Below are 19359 nucleotides of genomic sequence, written 5' to 3' on the forward strand. Positions count from 1 at the left end.
AAAAGCTGCAGCATGATCTGCTTGTGTTCCTGGGACTCGGGATCGCCGGCAAACGGACTGGCGCCGGATATTGTGAAAGCGGCGGTGATCAGTGCGAGGAGAGCCAAGGTGACGGCCGCGCCTTTGAACTCGAAACGCACCGCAGCCCAAAGGAGAGGCGGCATGATGATATAGGCGAAGGGGAGGTAACCGCTCAGGGCAAGGGCGGCGATGCCGAGAAAGATCAGCCCCAGGACGCAGGCTTCGATCCAACGAACGGGCCGAAAACTGGGCTTTGCCGTGCCAGTTCTGAAATACGACCAGCGCCAGTGGAGCTACGATCAAGACCCCAGTGGCGTCTCCGATCCACCAAAGGGGCCAAGCCGCTCCGAAGGTTTGCGATCGTATGCCAAACCACGCAAGCGTCGCACTTCCCACCGTCGCGCTTACAACTGGCGCAATTCCTGCGCCCAGTAAGACGAATGCAAGAACTTCCCGCAGGGTTTCCAGCCGAACCGGTCGCCTCAAAGTCCGGCTCACGAGCCATGCCCCGGTTACCGCTTCTAAAGCGTTGCCGATATACATCAGGAAGGCAGCAGGCAGCGGACTGTGAAACCACAGGAAATTGCTGAACAATTCAGCCAGACAGCCGCCCAGAATCCACCACGGCCAGCTAGGCCTGGAGGCAAGAACAAGCGTAGCAATGAAAAGCCCGCTCGGCGGCCAAATGGAAATACCTGTTCCAGGCACGATTGCAAGCAACTGGGCGAATCCGCAGCCCAGGACATAGGCGGCAATAAAAAGACCCAGATGCAAGAATTGGGGGCGGTGCGACCAGATGCGCATCATCAGCAGCTCCTGTCGGACAAAGAAAGCCAGAGGACCATCAGCGTCTCGTGCAGAACGTATTCTCGATTTTGGAGCTGGCGAACTCATGATCCGAGCGTAATCCCGCAAGGCTCCAGTCGCAACTCATGGAAATCCATGCATTGTCGGGAGACATTGCCGCTGCGCTGTGTGTCTGGAAAGCTGGAATAGGCCCGGGCGAACCGGAAAAATTCGGCCGGGCCAGGCGACAACATCACCTCATCAAACGAGGGTAATTGTCTCATAGCTCCGTTCGCGGTCACTCATCGTGTCCGGATCGAGCAAACTCTCGAACCTGCGCATGACGGAGTGAATTGCAATGAAGCCACGTCGGCGGCTGAACCGACGAGCAGTTATTGTCAGCCCGTGCATCCTGCGTATCGCGCCTATCACCTTGGACATGTCACCTATACCTGGTGACTAGAGCGCTACACCCTCTGCACGATAGAATGATTTTGTCTCCCCTGTCACTTTCCGATGCGATCGAGTCATTTGGCCCGAGAGCGCCACAACGAGGGAGATAGTCATGAAAATTGTCATTATCGGCGGCACCGGGCTCATCGGGTCCAAGACCGCAGCGCGCTTGCGCAACAAGGGCCACGAGGTTCTGGCCGCGTCGCCCAACACCGGCGTCAACACCGTCACCGGCGAAGGAGTTGCGGAAGCGCTGGCCGGTGCCGAGGTCGTCATTGACCTTGCAAACGCACCATCGTGGGAAGACAAGGCTGTGCTTGAATTCTTCGAAACGGCCGGCCGCAACCTGCTCGCCGCCGATGCCAAGGCTGGTGTCAAACACCACATTGCCCTCTCGATCGTCGGATCGGAACGGCTGCCGGACAACGGGTACTTCAAGGCGAAGCTTGCCCAGGAGAGGCTGATCAAGGAATCATCCATCCCCTACACGATCGTCCATTCCACCCAGTTCATGGAATTTCTGAAGGGTATTGCCGACGAAGCGACGGTCGGCGCAGTCGCTCGTTTGTCACCGGCCGCTTTCCAGCCTATCGCCTCGGATGACGTTGCCGATGTGATGGCGGATGTCGCCCTCGGGAAGCCGCTTAACGGCACGATTGAGATTGCTGGTCCCGAGCGCGCTCCCATGAACGAGATCATTGCCCGGTACCTGAAAGCGGCCAACGACCCGCGGATGGTCGAGGCAGACGTCCATGCGCGCTATTTCGGATCTGAACTCAACGATCAGTCGATCGTGCCCGGCGAAAGTGCGCGGATCGGCAAGGTCGGCTTCCAAGACTGGTTCCGTTCGTCCCAACAGCCGAAGTAAGCTAAGCGTCGAACCATCTCTGGGCTGGTCTTTTGCCCAGCTTTCGAACGCACATATGCATTCAACAACCAAAGGGATAACGACAATGAAGTCAGCTTTGTTAACGATATTTGTGTCGGCTTCAGTTTGCCTACTTGGCACTTTGCAGGTTGCCGTAGCCGGAAACGCTGCAAAGGTCACATCGCTCATGAGCAAGGACCTTCCCAACTATCCCGGCAAGGAGGCGCTCATGATATCGGTCGAGTATGGGCCGGGAGGCTCCGACCCTATCCACAAGCACGACGCAAATGCATTCGTCTACGTTCTCGAGGGTTCGATCGTGATGCAGGTCAAGGGAGAGAAAGAAGTCACCTTGTCGCCGGGCGAGACCTTCTACGAAGGCCCCTCCGACATTCATTTGATCAGCCGAAATGCGAGCACGACGGAACCGGCGAAATTCATCGTCGTGCTGCTCAAGAACAAGGACGCTCCGGTCGTCATGCCGGTGGAGTGACTCCCCAGGCTGGCGACGGTCCAATGTTTGCCAGCTGCATGGCAGGGCTAAACCAGACCGCTGCCCAAGGCACGAGAGAGGGAGCAAGTCGATGAAAATCACGGTTATGGGGGCGACCGGGCGAATCGGGACGCACCTCGTAGAGAAACTTGGGCAGGCAGGCGCAGAGGTGACAGCTGCGTCCACCTCACTCGGCGTCAACAGTGTGACGGGGGAAGGCCTGCGAGCGGCCATAGTGGGTTCCGACGTTGTCATCGACGTCACCAATGCCGCGTCGTTTGGCGACGACACGGCCCTGGATTTTTTCAAGGCTTCCACCCGGAACATGTTGGGTGCCTCAGCAGATGCGGGGGTCAGGCACTACCTCGCGCTTTCCGTGGTGGGAACACCGCGCCTTGTTGAAAGTGACTATTTCCGCGCGAAGATGGTGCAGGAAAATCTCATCAGGGCAGCGCGACGGCCCTATACCATCCTCCATTCCACGCAATTCTTCGAGTTTATCAGTGGCGTAGTCGACATGGGCGCAGACGGAGACGGCTTCCGGCTTCCCTCGGCATCAGTAAGGCCGATCGCTGCTGACAACGTCGCTGAGATGCTGGTCGAATTGGCGATGGGGGCAGCAAAGAACGATACCGTGGAGATCGGCGGGCACGACCAGTTCGGTCTCGACGAGATTGCACGTATGCACCTTGCAGCAAACGAAGACATGCGCCAGGTCGTGACAGATAACAGCGCCCGCTACTACGGCGTCGAACTGAACGATGACACATTGCTGCCGCTTGCGGGAGCGCGTGTCGGTTCGCTGAGCTATGTCGACTGGCTGTACCGTTCCATGGCCAATTAGACGTCTTCCGACATCGCCATCGACACCAGCGAACGGCCAGCAAACTGGGAGATAAGGAGGGCTTCCGCCCTTCCCGAACCAAAACTGGGATGGACATGAACGCAACCGACCGGGAATTTCGGTTCCTGACACGCCGATTGTGACCCAAGCAATGGAGTATGCCCGGGAACGATGTGAACCGTATCTGTTCAACCACGTTATCCGCTCCTGGCTCTTTGCGGCACGGTTGGGACAAATTCAGTCCATCGAACACGACGCGGAGGTGGTCGCCGTCGGGACCGTGCTCCACGACATCACGCTGAATGAGCGCTTCAACGGGCGAGGCGCTTCGAGGTTGAAGCCGCCGATATTGCCAGGACCTTTGAAGGGAATCGGGCTTCGACGAACGCCGGGCACAGCTGATCCGGGACAGAGTCGCGCTGAACTCGACGGCCTCAATCGACCTCTTTAAGGAGGCCGAGGTCGCGATCTGTACAGCCGGTATCTGCCTTGGTGTGATCGGCTGGCAACTTCACGCCCGCCAACATCGGAAGGGACAACTGCAATGAATTCACAGGTAACGATTCCTATGCGTGAGACATACGCAGCCTATACCACAAGGTGATTCACTCTCCATTGCAAACGCGAGTATTGAAATTCAATCAGGAAATCAGCAGGAGGTTAACATGAGCTCGGACAACGTTTCACATCCCGGTAGACCGGGGGCCGACGAGTTGGTTCCGTCGCGCTACGCGTTGAAGATCGGCGAGATTGACGTAATGGTGGTCAGCGATGGAGTGCTGACGCTGCCGGGCAAGATGTTGGGCCACAACGCCGACCCGACCGTCCGGGCGGCCTGGCTGGACTACAATTTCCTGCCGACGGAGACGCTCGATTGGGGGCTGAACGTGGTCGTGGTGCGCAGCGGCGGCCGGACCGTACTCATCGACGCCGGGCTGGGGGACGACCCGAACTTGAACTTGCCGAAGGCCGGGCAACTGGCCCATCGGCTGGTCGCCGCCGGCATCGATCTTCCGTCCGTGACCGACGTGGTGCTGACCCACATGCACATGGACCACATTGGCATGCTGCTCGTCGACGGGGTAAAGGACCAGTTGCGTAAGGACCTGCGAATCCACGTGGCGGAAGCCGAGGTCAAGTTCTGGACGCACCCCGATTTCTCCCACGTCTCCATGCCGCAGGGGTTCCCGGACGCGCTTCGGGCGGCCGCCAAGCGGTTCGCGGAAGAGTATCGCAGCAATCTGCAGACGTTCGAGGAGGAGTACGAGGTCGCGCCGGGGGTGGTCGTCACCCGCACCGGCGGCCACACACCCGGGCACAGCGTAGTACGCCTCGCGTCCGGCGGCGACCGTCTGATGTTCGCCGGCGATGCCGTGTTCGCTGTCGGGTTCGAGCACCCGGACTGGTTCAACGGCTTCGAACACGACCCCGAGGAAGCGGCCCGCGTTCGGATCCGCCTTTTGCGGGAGCTGTCGGCGAGCGGCGAGCTTCTGGTGGCCACTCACCTGCCGTTCCCATCCATCGGCCATGTGGCGGTGGAGGGCGATGCCTTTCGTTGGGTGCCGATCTTCTGGGACTACTGACCGCCTGTCGGATTAGGGCCGAACTAGACGACCGGCATTTGAACGAACGGATGGCCGGCGACAAGGAGGAGATCATCATGGACGTATACGAGGCAGTCAAAAGCCGACGGGCGGTGCGCGGATTCAAAAACGAGCCCGTGTCGAGGGAGGTGCTTGAGCGCGTGCTATCCGCCGCAGCTTGGTCGCCGTCCGGATCGAACATTCAGCCGTGGAACACCTACGTGCTGACCGGCGCGCCGCTGGCCGAGCTCAAGACATGCGCCGTCGAGCGCGTGGCCCACGGCGACGCTTGGGACGAGCGGCAGTATGAGATGTACCCGCAAGTGCTGAAGTCCCCCTATGGGGAGCGCCGATCCGCCTTCGGCAAGGAGCGCTACAGCGCGCTCGGCATTGCGCGCGAGGACTGGGAGGCGCGGCAGCGGGCAGCCATCGCCAACTGGAACTGTTTCGGCGCGCCCGCCGCCCTGTTCTGCTACATCGACCGCGACCTGGGCCGGCCCCAATGGGCCGACGTAGGCATGTATCTGCAGAGCGTCATGCTGCTGCTCCGCGCCGAAGGGCTGCACAGTTGCGCGCAGATGGCGTGGTCGCAGGTCCGCGAGACGGTCGCGGAGGTGCTGTCACCCCCGGACGGGCTCATCCTCTTTTGCGGCATGTCGATCGGGTACGAGGACCTCTCGACAAGTTCCGCCCGTACGGGCCGCGCCCCGCTCCACGAAACGGTCACGTTCGTCGGCGGTTAGCCGAATATCTCATAATAAGGAGTGCATCCGCCTCAAGAATCGGTGATGTCAGGTTAACCGATGATGAAGTTGTAGGCGGTAGTTGGTAGTCATGATTGAGTCGACTGTCAGCTACAAGCGTCATCGTTTCCCGTCCGCTGTGATCGCTCGGGCGGTCTGGCTGTACTTCCGATTTCCGCTGAGCCTTCGCCTAGTGGAAGAGATGCTGCTGGAGCGCGGCATCGTCGTTTCCTATGAGACGATCCGGTGTTGGGCGAAGAAGTTCGGCCGTGACTATGCCGGCCTCTTGCGGCGCAAAGCACCGAGCCCAAATGACGTGTGGCATTTGGACGAAGGTGCGCCACGAAGGCGCGAAGGAGGAGCTATGATTTAGGCACTTCCCAAGCAGCCATGCTGCACAGGAGATGAGGGCTGGCCCCTCGAAGCCGGCTTGCAGGAGCGGGTTTCAAACCACCTCAAGCTGCTGTCGTAAAGAGCGATGGTGGTGAGCGTTGAGGAAAAGGCCGGACTTGATCCGGTCAGGTAAGATGCAAGGAGACGAGCGTGAGCGAACCGCTGACGACGTGTCGAAAAGTGCATAGATGGCGTCAAAACCGGGTGGGCTTCGTTAACCCGGGAGAAGTCTGGGAGATACCTGTCTACTGCCCAGATGGCGTCCGGCATGAAGGCGGCGTGACCTTGCTTCAGGCTCTTGTGTGGAACGTGGGAACCTGTCGCCCCGATGCGAAGGGAGACATCCAAGTGGAAGCACCATGAGGATCCGAGTACCGATGCGGGGCACAGGGACGGAGTTGCGTGTAGTAGTGAAGAAGGTGCTGTAATGGCGTTGGAGCGAAGGCGCAACACTGTCCAGCTTTATCGAAAGGTCAACCGTCATGCGGGAGGAGCCTTTGGGTAAAGCAAAGCCGTTCGATATTCCTAAACGGGCTGTTTGGGAGGCTTATCTGCGCGGCGACAAACAAGGTGAGACTCGCATTGCCTCGCCAAAAATGCTCCTTGATTATTGGCCGTTGCCTCATCTGATTTGCTCCCAGCATTTGTGGGTGCGGAGCAAATCAGATGAGGCACATCAGCGTGACGACCAAGAAAGAATTGATTGCAGCTTTAGCAAAGCGCTACCTCCAAGGCAGCCGAGAGGAAAAATCGCGCATTCTCGATCAGTTCGTTGCGATCAGCGGCATGCACCGGAAACATGCGATGCGGTTACTCCGCGGCACACATAATCAAGTCGCGTCTCGACCACGTCCTCGGATCTATGACGAAGCCGCCCGCCAAGCGCTTATCGTGTTGTGGGAGTCGTCCGACCGTGTTTGTGGAAAGCGGCTAAAGGCGCTGCTCCCGACGCTGGTCATCTCCATGGAGCGGCACGGACACCTCAACCTGGATGACCGGGTTCGGGCTCTGTTATTGCAGATGAGCGCCGCGACGATTGATCGCGCTCTGAAAGACATTCGCGAAACAGCGGGCGGCCGGCGACGCCGGCATTCGGTGGCTTCGTCTGCGTTAAGGCGTAGCGTCCCCGTCCGGACATTCTCTGACTGGGATGATCCCGCGCCTGGGTTTGTTGAAGCAGATCTTGTCTCCCACTCCGGCCCCGTTGCGCGGGGCAGCTTCGTCCAAACGCTAGTCCTCACCGATATTGCCAGTGGCTGGACGGAATGTGCGCCTCTGCTTGTGCGTGAGCAGAAGCTTCTGACGGAAGTGTTGAGTGAGTTGCGGCGTCTGATGCCGTTTCCGCTGCTCGGCTTCGATACGGACAATGACAGCGTGTTCATCAACGAAACGATCAGGGATTACTGCCTTGATTCCAATATCGAGTTCACGCGTTGCCGTCCCTACCGCAAGAATGATCAGGCTTTCGTCGAGCAGAAGAATGGGTCGATCGTTCGCCGCATTGTTGGTTATCATCGCTATGAGGGGGTCGAGGCCGCTGCGACCCTGGCCGATCTATACCGATCGGTGCGCTTGTTCATAAACTTCTTTCAGCCATCCTTTAAGCTGCGGGAGAAGCGTCGCGATGGCGCGGTGGTCAAAAAGATCTATCATCCTCCTGCGACACCCTATCAGAGGCTCTTGGCAGATCCGAGAACACCGACCGAAGTCCGAAATCGGCTATCGCACATCGGCGATCAGTTGGATCCTGTGAAACTATTGCGCGATATTCGAACAGCGCAGCAGCGTCTTGTCGAGGTTGCCAGCAATGCCTCGCTGTCAACAGCCACGCCGGATATCGAAACGTTCTTGCAGAACCTGCGCCACGCCTGGACGGAAGGCGAAGTCCGTCCGACGGCCAAAGCGAAACCAAAACTGCGCCGAGAGCGACGTAGACCAGACCCGCTCATCCGCGTGACCGACGATCTCCGCTCTTGGTTTGAGGAGGAACCTTGGCGGACAGGCCGCGAGTTGCTCGAGCGGCTTCAAGAGCGTTATCCGAATGAGTACCCCGACGGACTCCTGCGAACAGTGCAACGGCGCGTCAAAGAGTGGCGTCGAAATAAAGCCCATGCCATGATCTTCGGCGCAAATTCCGAAACAGCTCAACTCTCCGCGACTTGAACGCTCGCAGCAGAAAGGAGCAATCTTGTGAGGCAATGATCAAGTGCATCAGGAACATTCACAGGCGAGGCAATACGGCGTCTCATCCTGATCGTCGCGCTATAGGCTTATCAACGGGTAAAGGCGAACCGGGGTGCAGCCGGGGTCGATGATCAGTCGATCGAGGATCTTGAGCGGGATGTGAAGAACAACCGTAAGCGCTCATTTCCATGCGCCTTTTCGCGTTGAGTTCTCTGCCGCATGAAGTGTCCACTTGAAATAGGTGGACACCAAATATGAATGACGAAGAGCAGAAGCTGCGTGTGCGGTTGGTGGGGCGTGATGGTCGGCGGCGCTATGATCCAGGATCAAAGGCGCGGCTTGTTACGGCTTGCCTCCAGCCTGGTGTTTCTATATCAGGCCTTGCGCTTGGCCATGGGGTCAATGCCAACCTTCTACGCAAGTGGGTCAAGGAGGCCAGGGAGGCTGGCTTGTCGGCGGTATCTGCAAGCTCGCCGTTTATCCCGGTCGTCGCAGCAGACGGCAGCCTGCCTGTCGGGATGCGCTCGCTGGATATACCGGTCGCGTATGGTGAAGAACAACCGGCATCACTGGAGAAGACGGCCCATCTGTCAGGTTTTTCCAAAATCAGCGCGTTGCTGCCGAACGGCGTGAAGCTTTCGCTGGAATGCGGTGATGTGGATGCGTTGACGGCGATCATCGGAGCTCTGGGTCATGTTCAGACTGGGCGCTGATATCAAGGTTTACCTGCACCGCGAGCCGATCGACTTCCGGGCCGGTATCAACAGCCTTGCGGTCCTGGTGCAGGAGGTGATGGAGCTCGATCCGTTTGCGCCTGCGGTCTTTGCCTTTTGCAATCGCCGCCGTGACCGGATGAAGCTCCTGTTCTTCGATCGGTCCGGTTTTGTGATGGTGCTGAAGCGATTGTCGGAAGACCGGTTCCGATGGCCACGTCGGGAGATGATGGTGGTAACGCTGACGACCGAGCAATTACACTGGATTCTCGACGGCATTGATATCGACGCGATGGTCCGCCATCCGGTTCGGCAATACCAGATCGCCGGCTGACAGTTCTCGACGTCTGCGGTTGACGGGGCGAAACGGTTCAGATTCAAGAATCTGATGATCCGACCCGGCGAACCCACTGTTGAGGAGTTGATGGCGCGCATTGCGGCGCTGCAGGCGGAGAACCGTCAGCTCACGGAACGCGTGGTCAAGCTCGAGGAAGAACTGGTGTTGGCGCGGCTTCATCGTTTTGCGCCGAAAAGCGAAAAGCACGTGGACCGCCTCTTCGATGAAGCCGAGCAGGTTGCCGATGAAGACGACGCCGGCGGAGACAATGGGGAGGTCGTCGACCTGCCGGACACGGGCTTTGCGGCGATCGAGAAGCCAGAGGGCAAGAAACGTGGCCGCAAGCCCCTGCCGGAACATCTGCCGCGCGAGCGCGTCGAATATGACCTTGCCGACGACCAGAAGGCCTGTCCTTGCTGCCGTCACCAGATGCATCGCATGGGCGAGGCCGTCACCGAGCAGCTCCACATCGAGGTGAAGGCCAAGGTCCTGCAGAATGTGCGGCTCAAGTATGCCTGCCGCCATTGCGATCGCACCGGGATCAACACGCCTGTTGTCCTTGCGCCAATGCCCGCGCAGCCCTTGCCGGGCAGCATCGCCACGGCCTCGACGCTGGCATTTGCTCTTGTTCACAAATATGTCGATGGCACGCCGCTCTACCGCCTGGCCCAGGCCTTCGAGCGCGCCGGCGTTCCCGTCAGCCGCGGTGCTCTGGGCCATTGGGTGATCGGTTCGAGCGAGAGGCATCTCTCCCGCATCTATGACGCGCTGAAATCGCGGCTCAGGTCTCAAGCCATCATCCATGGCGACGAGACGACGGTCCAGGTGCTGAAGGAAAAGGACAGGGAGGCCACCAGCACATCATTCATGTGGGCGTATCGGAGTGGAGAGGACAGCGACGAGCCGATCGTGCTGCTCGATTATCAACCCGGCCGCGGCCAGATTTATCCGCAGGCCTTCCTCGGCGATTACCACGGCATCCTGATGAGCGATGGCTATTCCGCCTGGCGCACGCTGGCAGGGGCCACCCATCTGGGATGCATGGCGCATTCCAGGCGTCGCTTCGTCGATGCCCTCAAGGCAAGAAAGAAAGGCGGCGGTCCGCCGGAGCAGGCGCTGAAATTCTTCGAGCAGATCTACCGGATTGAAAGCCAGGCGCGCAACGCAAAGCCTGACAAGGGCGAAACGCAAGCCGATTGCATTCGCCGTTTCCGCCAGCAACACAGTGTCCCCATCCTGAATGCTCTCAAGGTATGGCTCAACGACATCGCCCCGAAGGTCTTGCCCGACAGCAAGATCGGCGATGCCGTGTCCTATACCCTAAATCAGTGGGACTACCTGACGCGCTACACAGAAGACGCCAGGATGCCGATCGACAACAACCTACTCGAGCGCGATATCAGAATTTTTGCCACTGGCAGAAAATCCTGGCTGTTCAGCGACACCGTGGACGGAGCGAGGGCCAGTGCCGTCGTCTACAGCCTAATGCTGACCTGCCGAGCTTGCGGCATCGAACCCTTGGCCTACTTGCGCCACGTGCTTACCGAACTGCCGCAGCGCGCAACAGATTCCGACATCACTGATTTGCTGCCCTTCAACTTCGCCAAAACTACCGCTGCCTGATCCGATAGGGCCGTCACAAAGCGACCCACGTCAAATGGGCCACGTCAACGCGCATGGAAATGAGCGCTTACGAACAACCTGTTCAAGCTCTGGAACCGATTGTCATCTGGCAGCTACTTTCCGCCGCCAGTCAAACGGGTCGCGATCAAAAAGCGGCAAGGCGGTACAAGGCCGTTGGGCATTCCCACGGTCTCAGACCGGATTGCGCAAGGGGTGGTGAAGGCATACCTGGAACCGGAACTGGAAAGACATTTCCATCCCGATTCCTATGGGTATAGGCCCGGCAAGTCGGCACTCGAGGCCGTGGGTATGGCAAGGCAGAGATGCTGGCGCCATGACTGGGTTCTCGATCTCGACATTCAGGCCTTCTTCGACACCATTCCACACGACCTGTTGCTACGGGCGGTGCGAAAGCACACCGACTGCACGTGGGTGTTGTTGTACATTGAACGGTGGCTGACGGCTCCCGTGCAACTGGAGAACGGCACTTTGGAACCTCGGGAGAGGGGAACTCCGCAGGGGTCAGTTATCTCACCCTTGCTGGCGAACCTCTTTTTGCACTATGCGTTCGATCGGTGGATGGCCAAACACCGTCCTGAGATTCCGTTTGAACGCTTTGCCGATGATGCCGTTTGTCATTGCAGCAGCGAGCGTCAGGCCCAAAAGTTGCAAACGGATCTTGAGCAACGGTTTGCTGAATGCGGACTGAAGTTACATCCAAACAAGACACAGATCGTGTATTGCAAGGATAACGTTCGGCGGGGGCATTGCCCCAATCAGAAGTTCGACTTTCTCGGCTACACCTTTCGACCGAGACTGGCAATGAACCGATGGGGCAAGACCTTCGTCAATTTCAGTCCGGGTATCAGCAACCGAGCCGCGAAAGCCATCCGTCAGACAATGCGGGACTGGCAGCTTGACCGCCGTATCGACAAGCGCATCAATGATCTGGCCAAGATGTTCAATCCGATCCTTCGTGGTTGGATGAACTACTATGGTCGTTACCACAAATCGGCACTTTCCCGAGCATTGATGCACCTCGATCTGCGCCTGGCACGCTGGGCCATGTCGAAATATCGACGCCTGAGACGCCATCGTCGGCGTGCGCGGTACTGGGTCCAGGACGTAAGGCGTCGGGAGCCAGCGCTGTTTGCACATTGGCGATTGCTGTATCGGGCAACGGCTGGACGGTAGGAGCCGGATGAGTGGAGACGCTCACGTCCGGATCTGTGAGAGTTGCGCCTTGCAAGCGCGTTGAATTCAGCCGTCTGAGATGACGGCCACGGCAAAGCCTAGCGAGCAGCCGTGTACTGAGTCTTGCGTGGTGTCCGGTAACGGCCGCTGCGAAGCGTAGACAAGGAGATTGTAGGCCGGAACATACGTGAACGGATAGATAGCCCCGAAATCGAACGTGATCGGAGTAGCCGACCCTGTCTCTCAAAGGGGAAGGCGGAATCGCAGGCCGCGTCTTTGCGAGTGGTCCAAGGTGCTCCCGGGGTTCGTACCGCCAGCATGCAATCGAAGGATTTGACGTGAACAAGGGAGATCCAACCGGTTCAAGCGCAAGCTTGTAGGACCTGCCAAGCCGATGAGGCGAGAAGGGGCTGATGACCGGGTGGAAGTCAGACTGACTGATAGTACTCCGAGGTCGGGAGAGCCGGCCACATGGGGAAGCGGTCAGCGGTAGTTGAAATGTTTTTGGGCAACATGGGCTCCATTCAACGGGAGACACGGCCTTTCATGCAAAGGGAAGATCAGCTGACCATGGAAACGGGACTTGAACATATAGCAGCGAAAGCTCGGTGTGAGCCGAAACTCCGCTTTACGTCGCTTGCCCATCACATCACGCGCGAACGGGTGCAGAGGAATCTGTTGAGGATTCCGCAGCGCTCGGCCGCCGGGGTGGATGGTCAGACGGTGAAGGCGGCGAAGGAGAGCTTTGGAGAATGGATAGAGCCGATGCTCCAATCCATTCACCGCCAGGGATATCGCGCGCCGGCAGTGCGGCGCGTTTACATCCCCAAGCCCGGCAAGACGGAGAAGCGCCCGCTCGGGGTGCCAACTGTTTCGGACCGGGCGCTTCAGCGCAGCACAGCTGCGGTGCTGTCGGCGATCTACGAGCAGGACTTCTTGCCCTGCTCGTTCGGCGGCAGGCCGCATCTTAGCGCTCATCATGCCCTGTCGACCCTCAACGAGGCAATCTGCGGCGGCCGGACGAGCTGGGTGCTGGAGGCGGACTTGAAGAACTATTTTGGGAGTCTGTCGCATGAGTGGCTGCTCCGGTTTGTCGAGCATCGAGTCGGGGATCCGCGCGTGATCAGCTTGATCAGGCGCTGGCTGAAAGCAGGCGTCCTTGAGGACGGGGCTGTCCACCCGAGTGATGAAGGAACTCCTCAAGGAGGGTCGATCAGCGTTTTGCTGAGCAACGTTTATCTCCATTATGTGCTCGACCTCTGGTTCGAGCGCGTGGTGAAGGTCCAGCTCAAGGGCGAAGCCCGGCTGGTGCGTTATATCGACGACTTCGTGATCTGTTTCCAACATCAATCGGATGCGCTCCGCGTCGAGGACGCTCTCCGTCATCGTTTGGGGAAGTTTGGCCTCACTCTTGAGCCGAGCAAGACCAAGTTGGTCGAGTTTGGTCGGTTTGCTCAGAGAGATGCGAGCAAACGCGGCAGAAATCGCCCGGAGACGATCTACTTTCTGGGCATGACGCTGTACTGCTCGCGGAACCAAAAGGGTAACTTCAAGGTCGGGATGCGCACGGAGAAGTCTCGGCTTCGACGTAGTCTCTCGTCTCTGCAGGAGCTGATGCGGCAAGTTCGACATTACGTCATCAGGGACCAGGTCAGCGAAATCAACGCTGCTCTTCGTGGCCACTACGCCTATTATGGCATCGCCGGAAACCTTCGGTCGCTGCTCAAGGTGTATCGGGCCACGGAACGGTACTGGTGCCGAATGTTACGCAGCCGCAGCCGAGATGGTGGCCGCCTCACATGGGACACTTTCAACCAGATCAAAGAACGGAACCCGCTGCTGCGACCCAAGCTGCGGCTTCCTTACGGGAAGCTGCAAGCACTCGCGGTGCTGTGAAGCTGCCGAAGAGCGTAGTGCGGGAAATCCGCACGCTACGTTCTGTGGGAACCGGGGGCGGGTGACTGCCTCCGGTGACCCAGTCCTGGGGGTGAAATTCCCCCGGGCCACTCGACTCGTCATCACGATCGGTGGCAAAAGGCATTGGCTCTGGCGGGCCGTCGATCGGGACGGCTATGTTCTCGACGAGATTGTTCAGGCCCGCCGGACCCGGCTGATGAAGAAGCAGGGATGCTTACCGAAGCGCATCGTCACGGACAAGCTTCGTTTCTACGGCGCGGCACTGCGGCAGATCATGCCCACGGTCGAGCATCGATCGCACAAAGGGCTGAACAATCGCGCCGAAAACTCCCATCTACCCCTGCGAAAACGAGAACGAATAATGCAACGGTTTCGCTCGCCAGGCGCACTGCAACGCTTCACGAGCGTCTTTTCGGCGGTCCGAAATCTCTTCGTCCCGCCACGCTCCAAACACTCCGCCATCGCCGTCCACCTGCACCGCATCAGAGCGATCGCGCATTGGAGAGCAGTCACGGGCACCGCTGCCTGAGCCTCCCGCCTAACGGAAAGTGTTCCTGAGGAAGTTAACCTGACATCACCAAACGCTGAAGCTGTCGCGCTGACTTGAAGCGCTTCATGATCCTCTCCCGTCGTCGGATCGGCTGATGAGAGTTTTCCGCCCGATTGTTCAGGCCTTTGTGCGAGCGGTGTTCGACGCCGGGCATGATATCGCGTTTTGCTGCGCCATAGGACCGGAGCTTGTCGGTGATCATCACACGCGGCGAACGGCCTTGCCCTTTCAGAAGCTTTCGCATCAAACGTTTTGCAGTCTTGGCACTGCGGCGACTTTGCACCAGCACGTCGAGAACAAAGCCGTCTTGATCAACGGCGCGCCAAAGCCAGTGTTTCTTTCCACCGATGGCGACGACAACCTCATCGAGATGCCATTTGTCACCGGCGCCTGCCGGCTGATCGTTTCCGGATATCATTGGCAAAGTGTCTGCCGAACTTCTCAGCCCAGCGTCGCACCGTCTGGTGAGAGACGATGACGCCACCAGCTGCGAGCATATCCTCGACCATCCGTAGGCTGAGCGGAAACCGGAAATAGAGCCAAACGGCATGGGCAATCACCTCCGCTGGAAATCGGTGGCGCCGATAAAGAGGATCACGGCTAAATCTGGTCATCCCACCAGATCCCACATTTTCATCGATGCACGGTTAACGTTACGGTGCCGATGATAATCCTGCGCCGTCGGGCGCGCACAAGATGAGCCTCTCAGGGGTTGAACTAGAACTAGGTCGCCACGTGCAGGTTGGCCGCTAGGACGACCAACCCGACGTACCTCGTATGTTCACACGTCTCGCTCGCGAGGTGCCCGGATTCAGGCGGCCCGCGCGTTCACGGTCGCTTTAGCGATCTCGGTAAGCAGTTCGTCGGTCGTTTCCTCTTCGTCAAGAGTCTCCGCGAGGAGGTCAGCTACGTCATCTAAACCGAGCGTCTCCGCCCAGGTTACCATCGTTCCGTAGCGGCTGATCTCATAATGTTCCACAGCCTGCGCAGCGGCGAGCAGGCCCGGATCGAGGGCTGCCGTGCCCTTGAACGCCTCCATGACTTCCTTGCCTTCCTCGATGATGCCGAGGATGGCATTACAGGTCTTCGGCTGCGCTGGCTTGCCCATCAGTTCGAAGGCCCGTTCGAGGCGCGTTACGTGATCTTCGGTCTGACCGCGATGTGTTTCGAATGCCTCCTTGAGATCAGGTGATTGTGCGGCTTCCGCCATCTTGGGCAGGGCGGTCAGTATCTGCTTTTCCGCGAAGTAGATATCCATGAGGGTCTCATAAAGGAGATCACTGAGGTTTTTAGGTTCTGCCATGTTCGTGTTCCTCGTGTTGAGATTATTGGTTTCCGTCGCGTGTATATTCTTCAAGGATTGGGCCAGGCTTCGTGCCAGCTACACCGCCGAACCATGCTGCAATCAGGCCGAGAACGAGCGCGAGGAATCCGAGCAGAGCGCCGCTGGAAACGACCTCCGTCGTGGTCTGTGCCGCCTCCAAAGCCTGTTGCTTTGCCTGATCGATCGATGCCCTGTAGTTGGCCTCGTATTCATCGACTTTCGCACGGGCCTGGTCGACAGGAGTATTCTGAGCTTTCGCTAGAGCGTCGGCGGCCCGTGCCTTGGCGTCCTCGACCTGGCTCTGGTCGCCCGTTGCTACCGCTTTCATCGCCGTCACCGCCGCCGTTTGCAGGGCTTGCGGGTCGGAGCCACCGCTGGCCCCGCGGATTTGCCGTTCGATATCGGCCATCGGATCGGCTGCCGCGGCAATCGACGGCGCCGCGGTGGTCGCTGCGGTTGCTGCAGTCTTGCCGACGCCGCCGACCACGCTCGAAAGGCCGCTGAACGCGCCGCCGACGAGTGCGCCGACCGAGGTCGTCAGGAGGTACAGAATGACCAGCGTGGTGACGGCCCACGAGGTGATGCCGTGGAAACCGCCTGTGGACTTGCTCGGACGGCCTGACAGCCGGCTGGCAGCATATGCGCCGATAAACGAGGCGACGATGCCGGAAACGACGAACCAGAGGCCACCGATGATGGAGAAACTAGCGGCTGTAGGATTGTCCGATGTGGCGGGATCGAGGACCGCAGCACCAATTCCGACGCCGAGAAGATTGAGCAGGAACTGTGCGGCGAGGGCAATCACGACGCCGGCAAACACCGCACCCCATGATATCTTATTGAGAGTGGCCGTAATGCGCGGGTCCACCGGGTTGACCGCATACGGAGTATCGCCCGGCAGGCGGGAGATGGATGGTTGGGACATTGTACAAGCCTCCAGAGCTTTTTCGCGGTTCTGTGAATGCGTCCCAACTCCCGCTTCATCCGAATGTTCCAAGGAGTATTTTCGCTTTGCCAGCGGTCAACTTGAGCGCCATCGATGCCGAGCAGGATGCAAAGGACGTGTCGAATGTCTGAAGCCTCGTGATCGCGAGGGATTCAATGGTGACGCTGGGGAACACGTATGTCCGCAAATGGAATCCGGAGGAAGACAGTGAGAGGCATGCTGCCGTCCAGGCGCTCGACTCCGCCACAGGGTAGCTCGGAGGAGGTCGACCGCCCTCAATTCCGCGGATATACGTTCGATGTAGGCGGCCGCGAAATCTCGGATTTTTGTCATCAATCTGGAAATTTGAAATCCCTCGAATTCCAATCCAACCAGGATGAAGCGTGCGTCGTCATCCTGGTACCGGGCGGTCATAGTTTTCTCGCCGATTGTGACGCGCTGACGTAGCTCGCAGGTTTGGCTCGTCACCCCCTTGGAGGGGAGCTATCTCTAATGCATGCAGGTATCGAAACCCTCTTTTGATGGAGGAGAGGATGAGGCATGGCGGGGAACCACTCGCGAGGCAATGGCTGCCGGTCGGAATCTGACCGCGGGTGCGCGGAATCGCGACCGCACGAAAACCATTCAGGCGGGGAACGTTCGTCGGCCATGCAAGTTAATCTGAAGTGGGCGCGGCGCAGCATCGAACACTGATCCTACTGCCGTACTGAACGAAGGACTGCGATTTCTCCGCGAGAAAGGACTGACCATTGTTCTCATCGCAGCTACATTGTCACGATCGTCGGCATGCTGCACAGCGGATGGCAGAGCTTCAATCAGGATCTGGCGGAACACGGCTTCCCGCAACTGACATTGCTCGACTACACGGGGTCGGGCAGCTTCCTATCGGCGTTGTTCGAGAACTGAGAGAGCGAATTCCTGCACATGTCCGCCTACGTGGTTTTGACCGCCTTCCTCTTCAACGCGGCTTCGCAGTGAGTTTCCCTCTGCCGCCGTTCTGGTGGTACGAGCCGCTTTCATTGCCACCGCGAGAGAAGCTGGACTTTCGATACGGCACGGACTGTGTGGTGCATTGGACCGGTGGGTTTCTCATCGGCGACTAGAACGAACCGCTGGTTTGCGAACGTAATGGTCGGCATCAGGGGTGGACGGAGTGGAGGGTATTGAACAGGCAATATTTAGGCAAAAAGCGTCTTGTCGTTATCAGTGACTATCAAGCCGGCTGGTCCGGGCCTCCCTCGCCGCTCGCTATCGAGGAGTTGCGAGCCCAGTGGGCCAGTGGAGCGCGGGGAAGTCCCCCCTTTACTGTCGAACAGCCAATCCATGATCTAGTGGTGGAGGGCAGTTACATTGAACGCCTGCCCCTTGCTTGCTTGAAGATGGGTATAGTCGACAGCGTCGAAGTTTGGACGCATTGGCGCGGCGACCGCCCGCCCCCCGAGGATTTGACGACTAATCCGTTTCTTGTTCGCCGTTCATTTGCAATGAACGGCCCAAAGGCGCCATTCGCGTCGAATGATATGCTGGCCCACATCCTTACGTTTGGTGCTCCCGATATTCTCTGCGTGTGGGGGCTTGGCGTTTCAGAAGACATACTTGTTGCATGCAAGAGCAGCTATAAAATCTACAATTCTATCGATGCCCCTACGTGGCGAGTTCCCCGATCAATTAGCCAACATTTCGATCTGGTGCTGACCGGCGCCTTGTGGCAGTCGCAGGAGGTGAACCGGCGACATCCGGAAATGAAGACGGCGGTCCTTCCGATCGGGCCGGAATTTGCGTCTCAGAGCATGTTCTATCCACTCGATGGCCCACGGCGATATGACGTTATCTATGTAGCCGCCGCTCAAACTTACAAGCGCCACGATATCCTTTTCGATGCCCTGGCTAAACTTCCGCATGGCATGAGGGCACTTTGCGTTTGCGGCTATGGGGAACTTGGGAATATGCTGCGCACACAAGTGCAAGCCTTGGGGATTGACGTCGACTTTGTTGGTCCGCCAGGCGTGCCATATGCAGAGGTTAATAGTCTAATGAACCAGGCAAAGATCGGCGTGGTTTGCGGCATCAACGACGGCGCCCCGGCAATCTTAACCGAATACATGCTGGCTGGCCTGCCGGTTCTCGCCAATAGCGCTCTCGTGTGTGGACTTCAGTATATTACTCCGCGAACAGGGGAGACTGTAGCAGCGGATCATTTTCACCATGCCATTTCGAGCATGCTTGAAAACCTCTCAAATTATTCGCCGCGCCAGGTTGTCCTTGATAATTGGACGTGGCCACATTCAGTCCGCAAGCTTTGCGAAATCATGGATTCGCGTGCGGGGCAGAAATGACTGCGGAACAAACCGCCGGAGTGGAGGTTGGAAGGCTTCCATAAACCGCGG

At 58.6% G+C, this 19359-nt stretch carries 15 protein-coding genes and 4 pseudogenes; 15 read left to right on the forward strand and 4 right to left on the reverse strand.

The window, feature by feature from the left end; genetic code table 11:
- Positions 1–8: 8 nt before the first annotated feature.
- Positions 9–915: pseudogene (locus WGT02_RS22540) on the reverse strand (MASE1 domain-containing protein); the annotation flags it as partial.
- 457 nt (positions 916–1372) lie between these two features.
- Between WGT02_RS22540 and WGT02_RS22545 the strand changes: the two are divergent.
- The 13 genes and pseudogenes from WGT02_RS22545 to WGT02_RS22605 all read left to right on the forward strand — a co-directional run.
- Positions 1373–2128 (forward strand): SDR family oxidoreductase, encoded by a 756-nt coding sequence (locus WGT02_RS22545; RefSeq protein ID WP_208246903.1) that lies wholly within the window; start codon positions 1373–1375, stop codon positions 2126–2128.
- An 85-nt stretch (positions 2129–2213) separates the two neighbouring features.
- Positions 2214–2621, forward strand: a complete 408-nt coding sequence (locus WGT02_RS22550; protein WP_024317224.1) for a cupin domain-containing protein — start codon at positions 2214–2216, stop codon at positions 2619–2621.
- 91 nt (positions 2622–2712) lie between these two features.
- Positions 2713–3465, forward strand: a complete 753-nt coding sequence (locus WGT02_RS22555) for an SDR family oxidoreductase (RefSeq protein WP_024317223.1) — start codon at positions 2713–2715, stop codon at positions 3463–3465.
- A gap of 665 nt (positions 3466–4130) precedes the next feature.
- Positions 4131–5048, forward strand: coding sequence for an MBL fold metallo-hydrolase (locus WGT02_RS22560; RefSeq protein WP_208246905.1), 918 nt, complete (start codon positions 4131–4133; stop codon positions 5046–5048).
- Positions 5049–5125: 77 nt separating this feature from the next.
- Positions 5126–5791 (forward strand): nitroreductase, encoded by a 666-nt coding sequence (locus WGT02_RS22565; protein WP_024317221.1) that lies wholly within the window; start codon positions 5126–5128, stop codon positions 5789–5791.
- Between the two features lie 91 nt (positions 5792–5882).
- A pseudogene (locus WGT02_RS22570) lies at positions 5883–6125 on the forward strand (IS6 family transposase); the annotation flags it as partial.
- A gap of 725 nt (positions 6126–6850) precedes the next feature.
- Complete coding sequence (locus WGT02_RS22575) at positions 6851–8347, forward strand: DDE-type integrase/transposase/recombinase (protein WP_208245018.1); 1497 nt, start codon at positions 6851–6853, stop codon at positions 8345–8347.
- Positions 8348–8622: 275 nt separating this feature from the next.
- The gene (locus WGT02_RS22580) at positions 8623–9081 is read left to right on the forward strand and encodes a transposase (protein ID WP_208245161.1); all 459 of its coding nucleotides are present in this window, start codon (positions 8623–8625) and stop codon (positions 9079–9081) included.
- Positions 9062–9415, forward strand: a complete 354-nt coding sequence (gene tnpB, locus WGT02_RS22585) for an IS66 family insertion sequence element accessory protein TnpB (RefSeq protein WP_208245162.1) — start codon at positions 9062–9064, stop codon at positions 9413–9415. Before WGT02_RS22580 ends, tnpB begins: the two co-directional genes overlap by 20 nt.
- 54 nt (positions 9416–9469) lie before the next feature.
- Positions 9470–11041 (forward strand): IS66 family transposase, encoded by a 1572-nt coding sequence (locus WGT02_RS22590; protein ID WP_208245164.1) that lies wholly within the window; start codon positions 9470–9472, stop codon positions 11039–11041.
- A 99-nt stretch (positions 11042–11140) separates the two neighbouring features.
- The gene (ltrA, locus tag WGT02_RS22595; RefSeq protein ID WP_263623046.1) at positions 11141–12235 is read left to right on the forward strand and encodes a group II intron reverse transcriptase/maturase; all 1095 of its coding nucleotides are present in this window, start codon (positions 11141–11143) and stop codon (positions 12233–12235) included.
- Between the two features lie 546 nt (positions 12236–12781).
- Positions 12782–14131: a group II intron reverse transcriptase/maturase gene (ltrA, locus tag WGT02_RS22600; RefSeq protein WP_341353390.1), complete on the forward strand. Its 1350-nt coding sequence runs from the start codon at positions 12782–12784 to the stop codon at positions 14129–14131.
- A gap of 115 nt (positions 14132–14246) precedes the next feature.
- Positions 14247–14681: pseudogene (locus tag WGT02_RS22605) on the forward strand (transposase); the annotation flags it as partial.
- A 46-nt stretch (positions 14682–14727) separates the two neighbouring features.
- On the opposite strand, the pseudogene WGT02_RS22610 reads toward WGT02_RS22605, so the two are convergent.
- The 3 genes and pseudogenes from WGT02_RS22610 to WGT02_RS22620 form a co-directional block, all read right to left on the reverse strand.
- Positions 14728–15316 (reverse strand): annotated as a pseudogene (locus WGT02_RS22610) (IS6 family transposase); the annotation flags it as partial.
- 197 nt (positions 15317–15513) lie between these two features.
- Positions 15514–16005, reverse strand: a complete 492-nt coding sequence (locus WGT02_RS22615; RefSeq protein WP_024318608.1) for a ferritin-like domain-containing protein — start codon at positions 16003–16005, stop codon at positions 15514–15516.
- 22 nt (positions 16006–16027) lie between these two features.
- Positions 16028–16951, reverse strand: a complete 924-nt coding sequence (locus tag WGT02_RS22620) for a PhnA-like protein (protein ID WP_208246907.1) — start codon at positions 16949–16951, stop codon at positions 16028–16030.
- 807 nt (positions 16952–17758) lie between these two features.
- On the opposite strand from WGT02_RS22620, the gene WGT02_RS22625 reads away from it, so the two are divergent.
- Together WGT02_RS22625 and WGT02_RS22630 are read left to right on the forward strand one after the other, a co-directional pair.
- Positions 17759–17878, forward strand: coding sequence for a DUF6766 family protein (locus WGT02_RS22625; protein WP_309475092.1), 120 nt, complete (start codon positions 17759–17761; stop codon positions 17876–17878).
- A gap of 257 nt (positions 17879–18135) precedes the next feature.
- Positions 18136–19308: a glycosyltransferase gene (locus WGT02_RS22630; protein ID WP_225039997.1), complete on the forward strand. Its 1173-nt coding sequence runs from the start codon at positions 18136–18138 to the stop codon at positions 19306–19308.
- Positions 19309–19359 lie beyond the last annotated feature (51 nt).

The organism is Rhizobium sp. T1470, from assembly GCF_042140505.1.
Lineage (GTDB): Bacteria > Pseudomonadota > Alphaproteobacteria > Rhizobiales > Rhizobiaceae > Rhizobium > Rhizobium favelukesii.

What these genes read in the sequence shown, in the direction of transcription:
- WGT02_RS22550 (WP_024317224.1), top strand. Translation starts at nt 2,214, where the DNA reads ATGAAGTCAGCTTTGTTAACGATATTTGTGTCGGCTTCAGTTTGCCTA.
- tnpB (WP_208245162.1), top strand. Translation starts at nt 9,062, where the DNA reads ATGTTCAGACTGGGCGCTGATATCAAGGTTTACCTGCACCGCGAGCCG.
- WGT02_RS22590 (WP_208245164.1), top strand. Translation starts at nt 9,470, where the DNA reads ATGATCCGACCCGGCGAACCCACTGTTGAGGAGTTGATGGCGCGCATT.
- WGT02_RS22580 (WP_208245161.1), top strand. Translation starts at nt 8,623, where the DNA reads ATGAATGACGAAGAGCAGAAGCTGCGTGTGCGGTTGGTGGGGCGTGAT.
- WGT02_RS22545 (WP_208246903.1), top strand. Translation starts at nt 1,373, where the DNA reads ATGAAAATTGTCATTATCGGCGGCACCGGGCTCATCGGGTCCAAGACC.
- WGT02_RS22625 (WP_309475092.1), top strand. Translation starts at nt 17,759, where the DNA reads ATGCTGCACAGCGGATGGCAGAGCTTCAATCAGGATCTGGCGGAACAC.
- WGT02_RS22560 (WP_208246905.1), top strand. Translation starts at nt 4,131, where the DNA reads ATGAGCTCGGACAACGTTTCACATCCCGGTAGACCGGGGGCCGACGAG.
- WGT02_RS22555 (WP_024317223.1), top strand. Translation starts at nt 2,713, where the DNA reads ATGAAAATCACGGTTATGGGGGCGACCGGGCGAATCGGGACGCACCTC.
- WGT02_RS22615 (WP_024318608.1), bottom strand. Translation starts at nt 16,005, where the DNA reads ATGGCAGAACCTAAAAACCTCAGTGATCTCCTTTATGAGACCCTCATG.
- WGT02_RS22575 (WP_208245018.1), top strand. Translation starts at nt 6,851, where the DNA reads ATGAGGCACATCAGCGTGACGACCAAGAAAGAATTGATTGCAGCTTTA.
- WGT02_RS22565 (WP_024317221.1), top strand. Translation starts at nt 5,126, where the DNA reads ATGGACGTATACGAGGCAGTCAAAAGCCGACGGGCGGTGCGCGGATTC.
- WGT02_RS22620 (WP_208246907.1), bottom strand. Translation starts at nt 16,951, where the DNA reads ATGTCCCAACCATCCATCTCCCGCCTGCCGGGCGATACTCCGTATGCG.
- ltrA (WP_341353390.1), top strand. Translation starts at nt 12,782, where the DNA reads ATGCAAAGGGAAGATCAGCTGACCATGGAAACGGGACTTGAACATATA.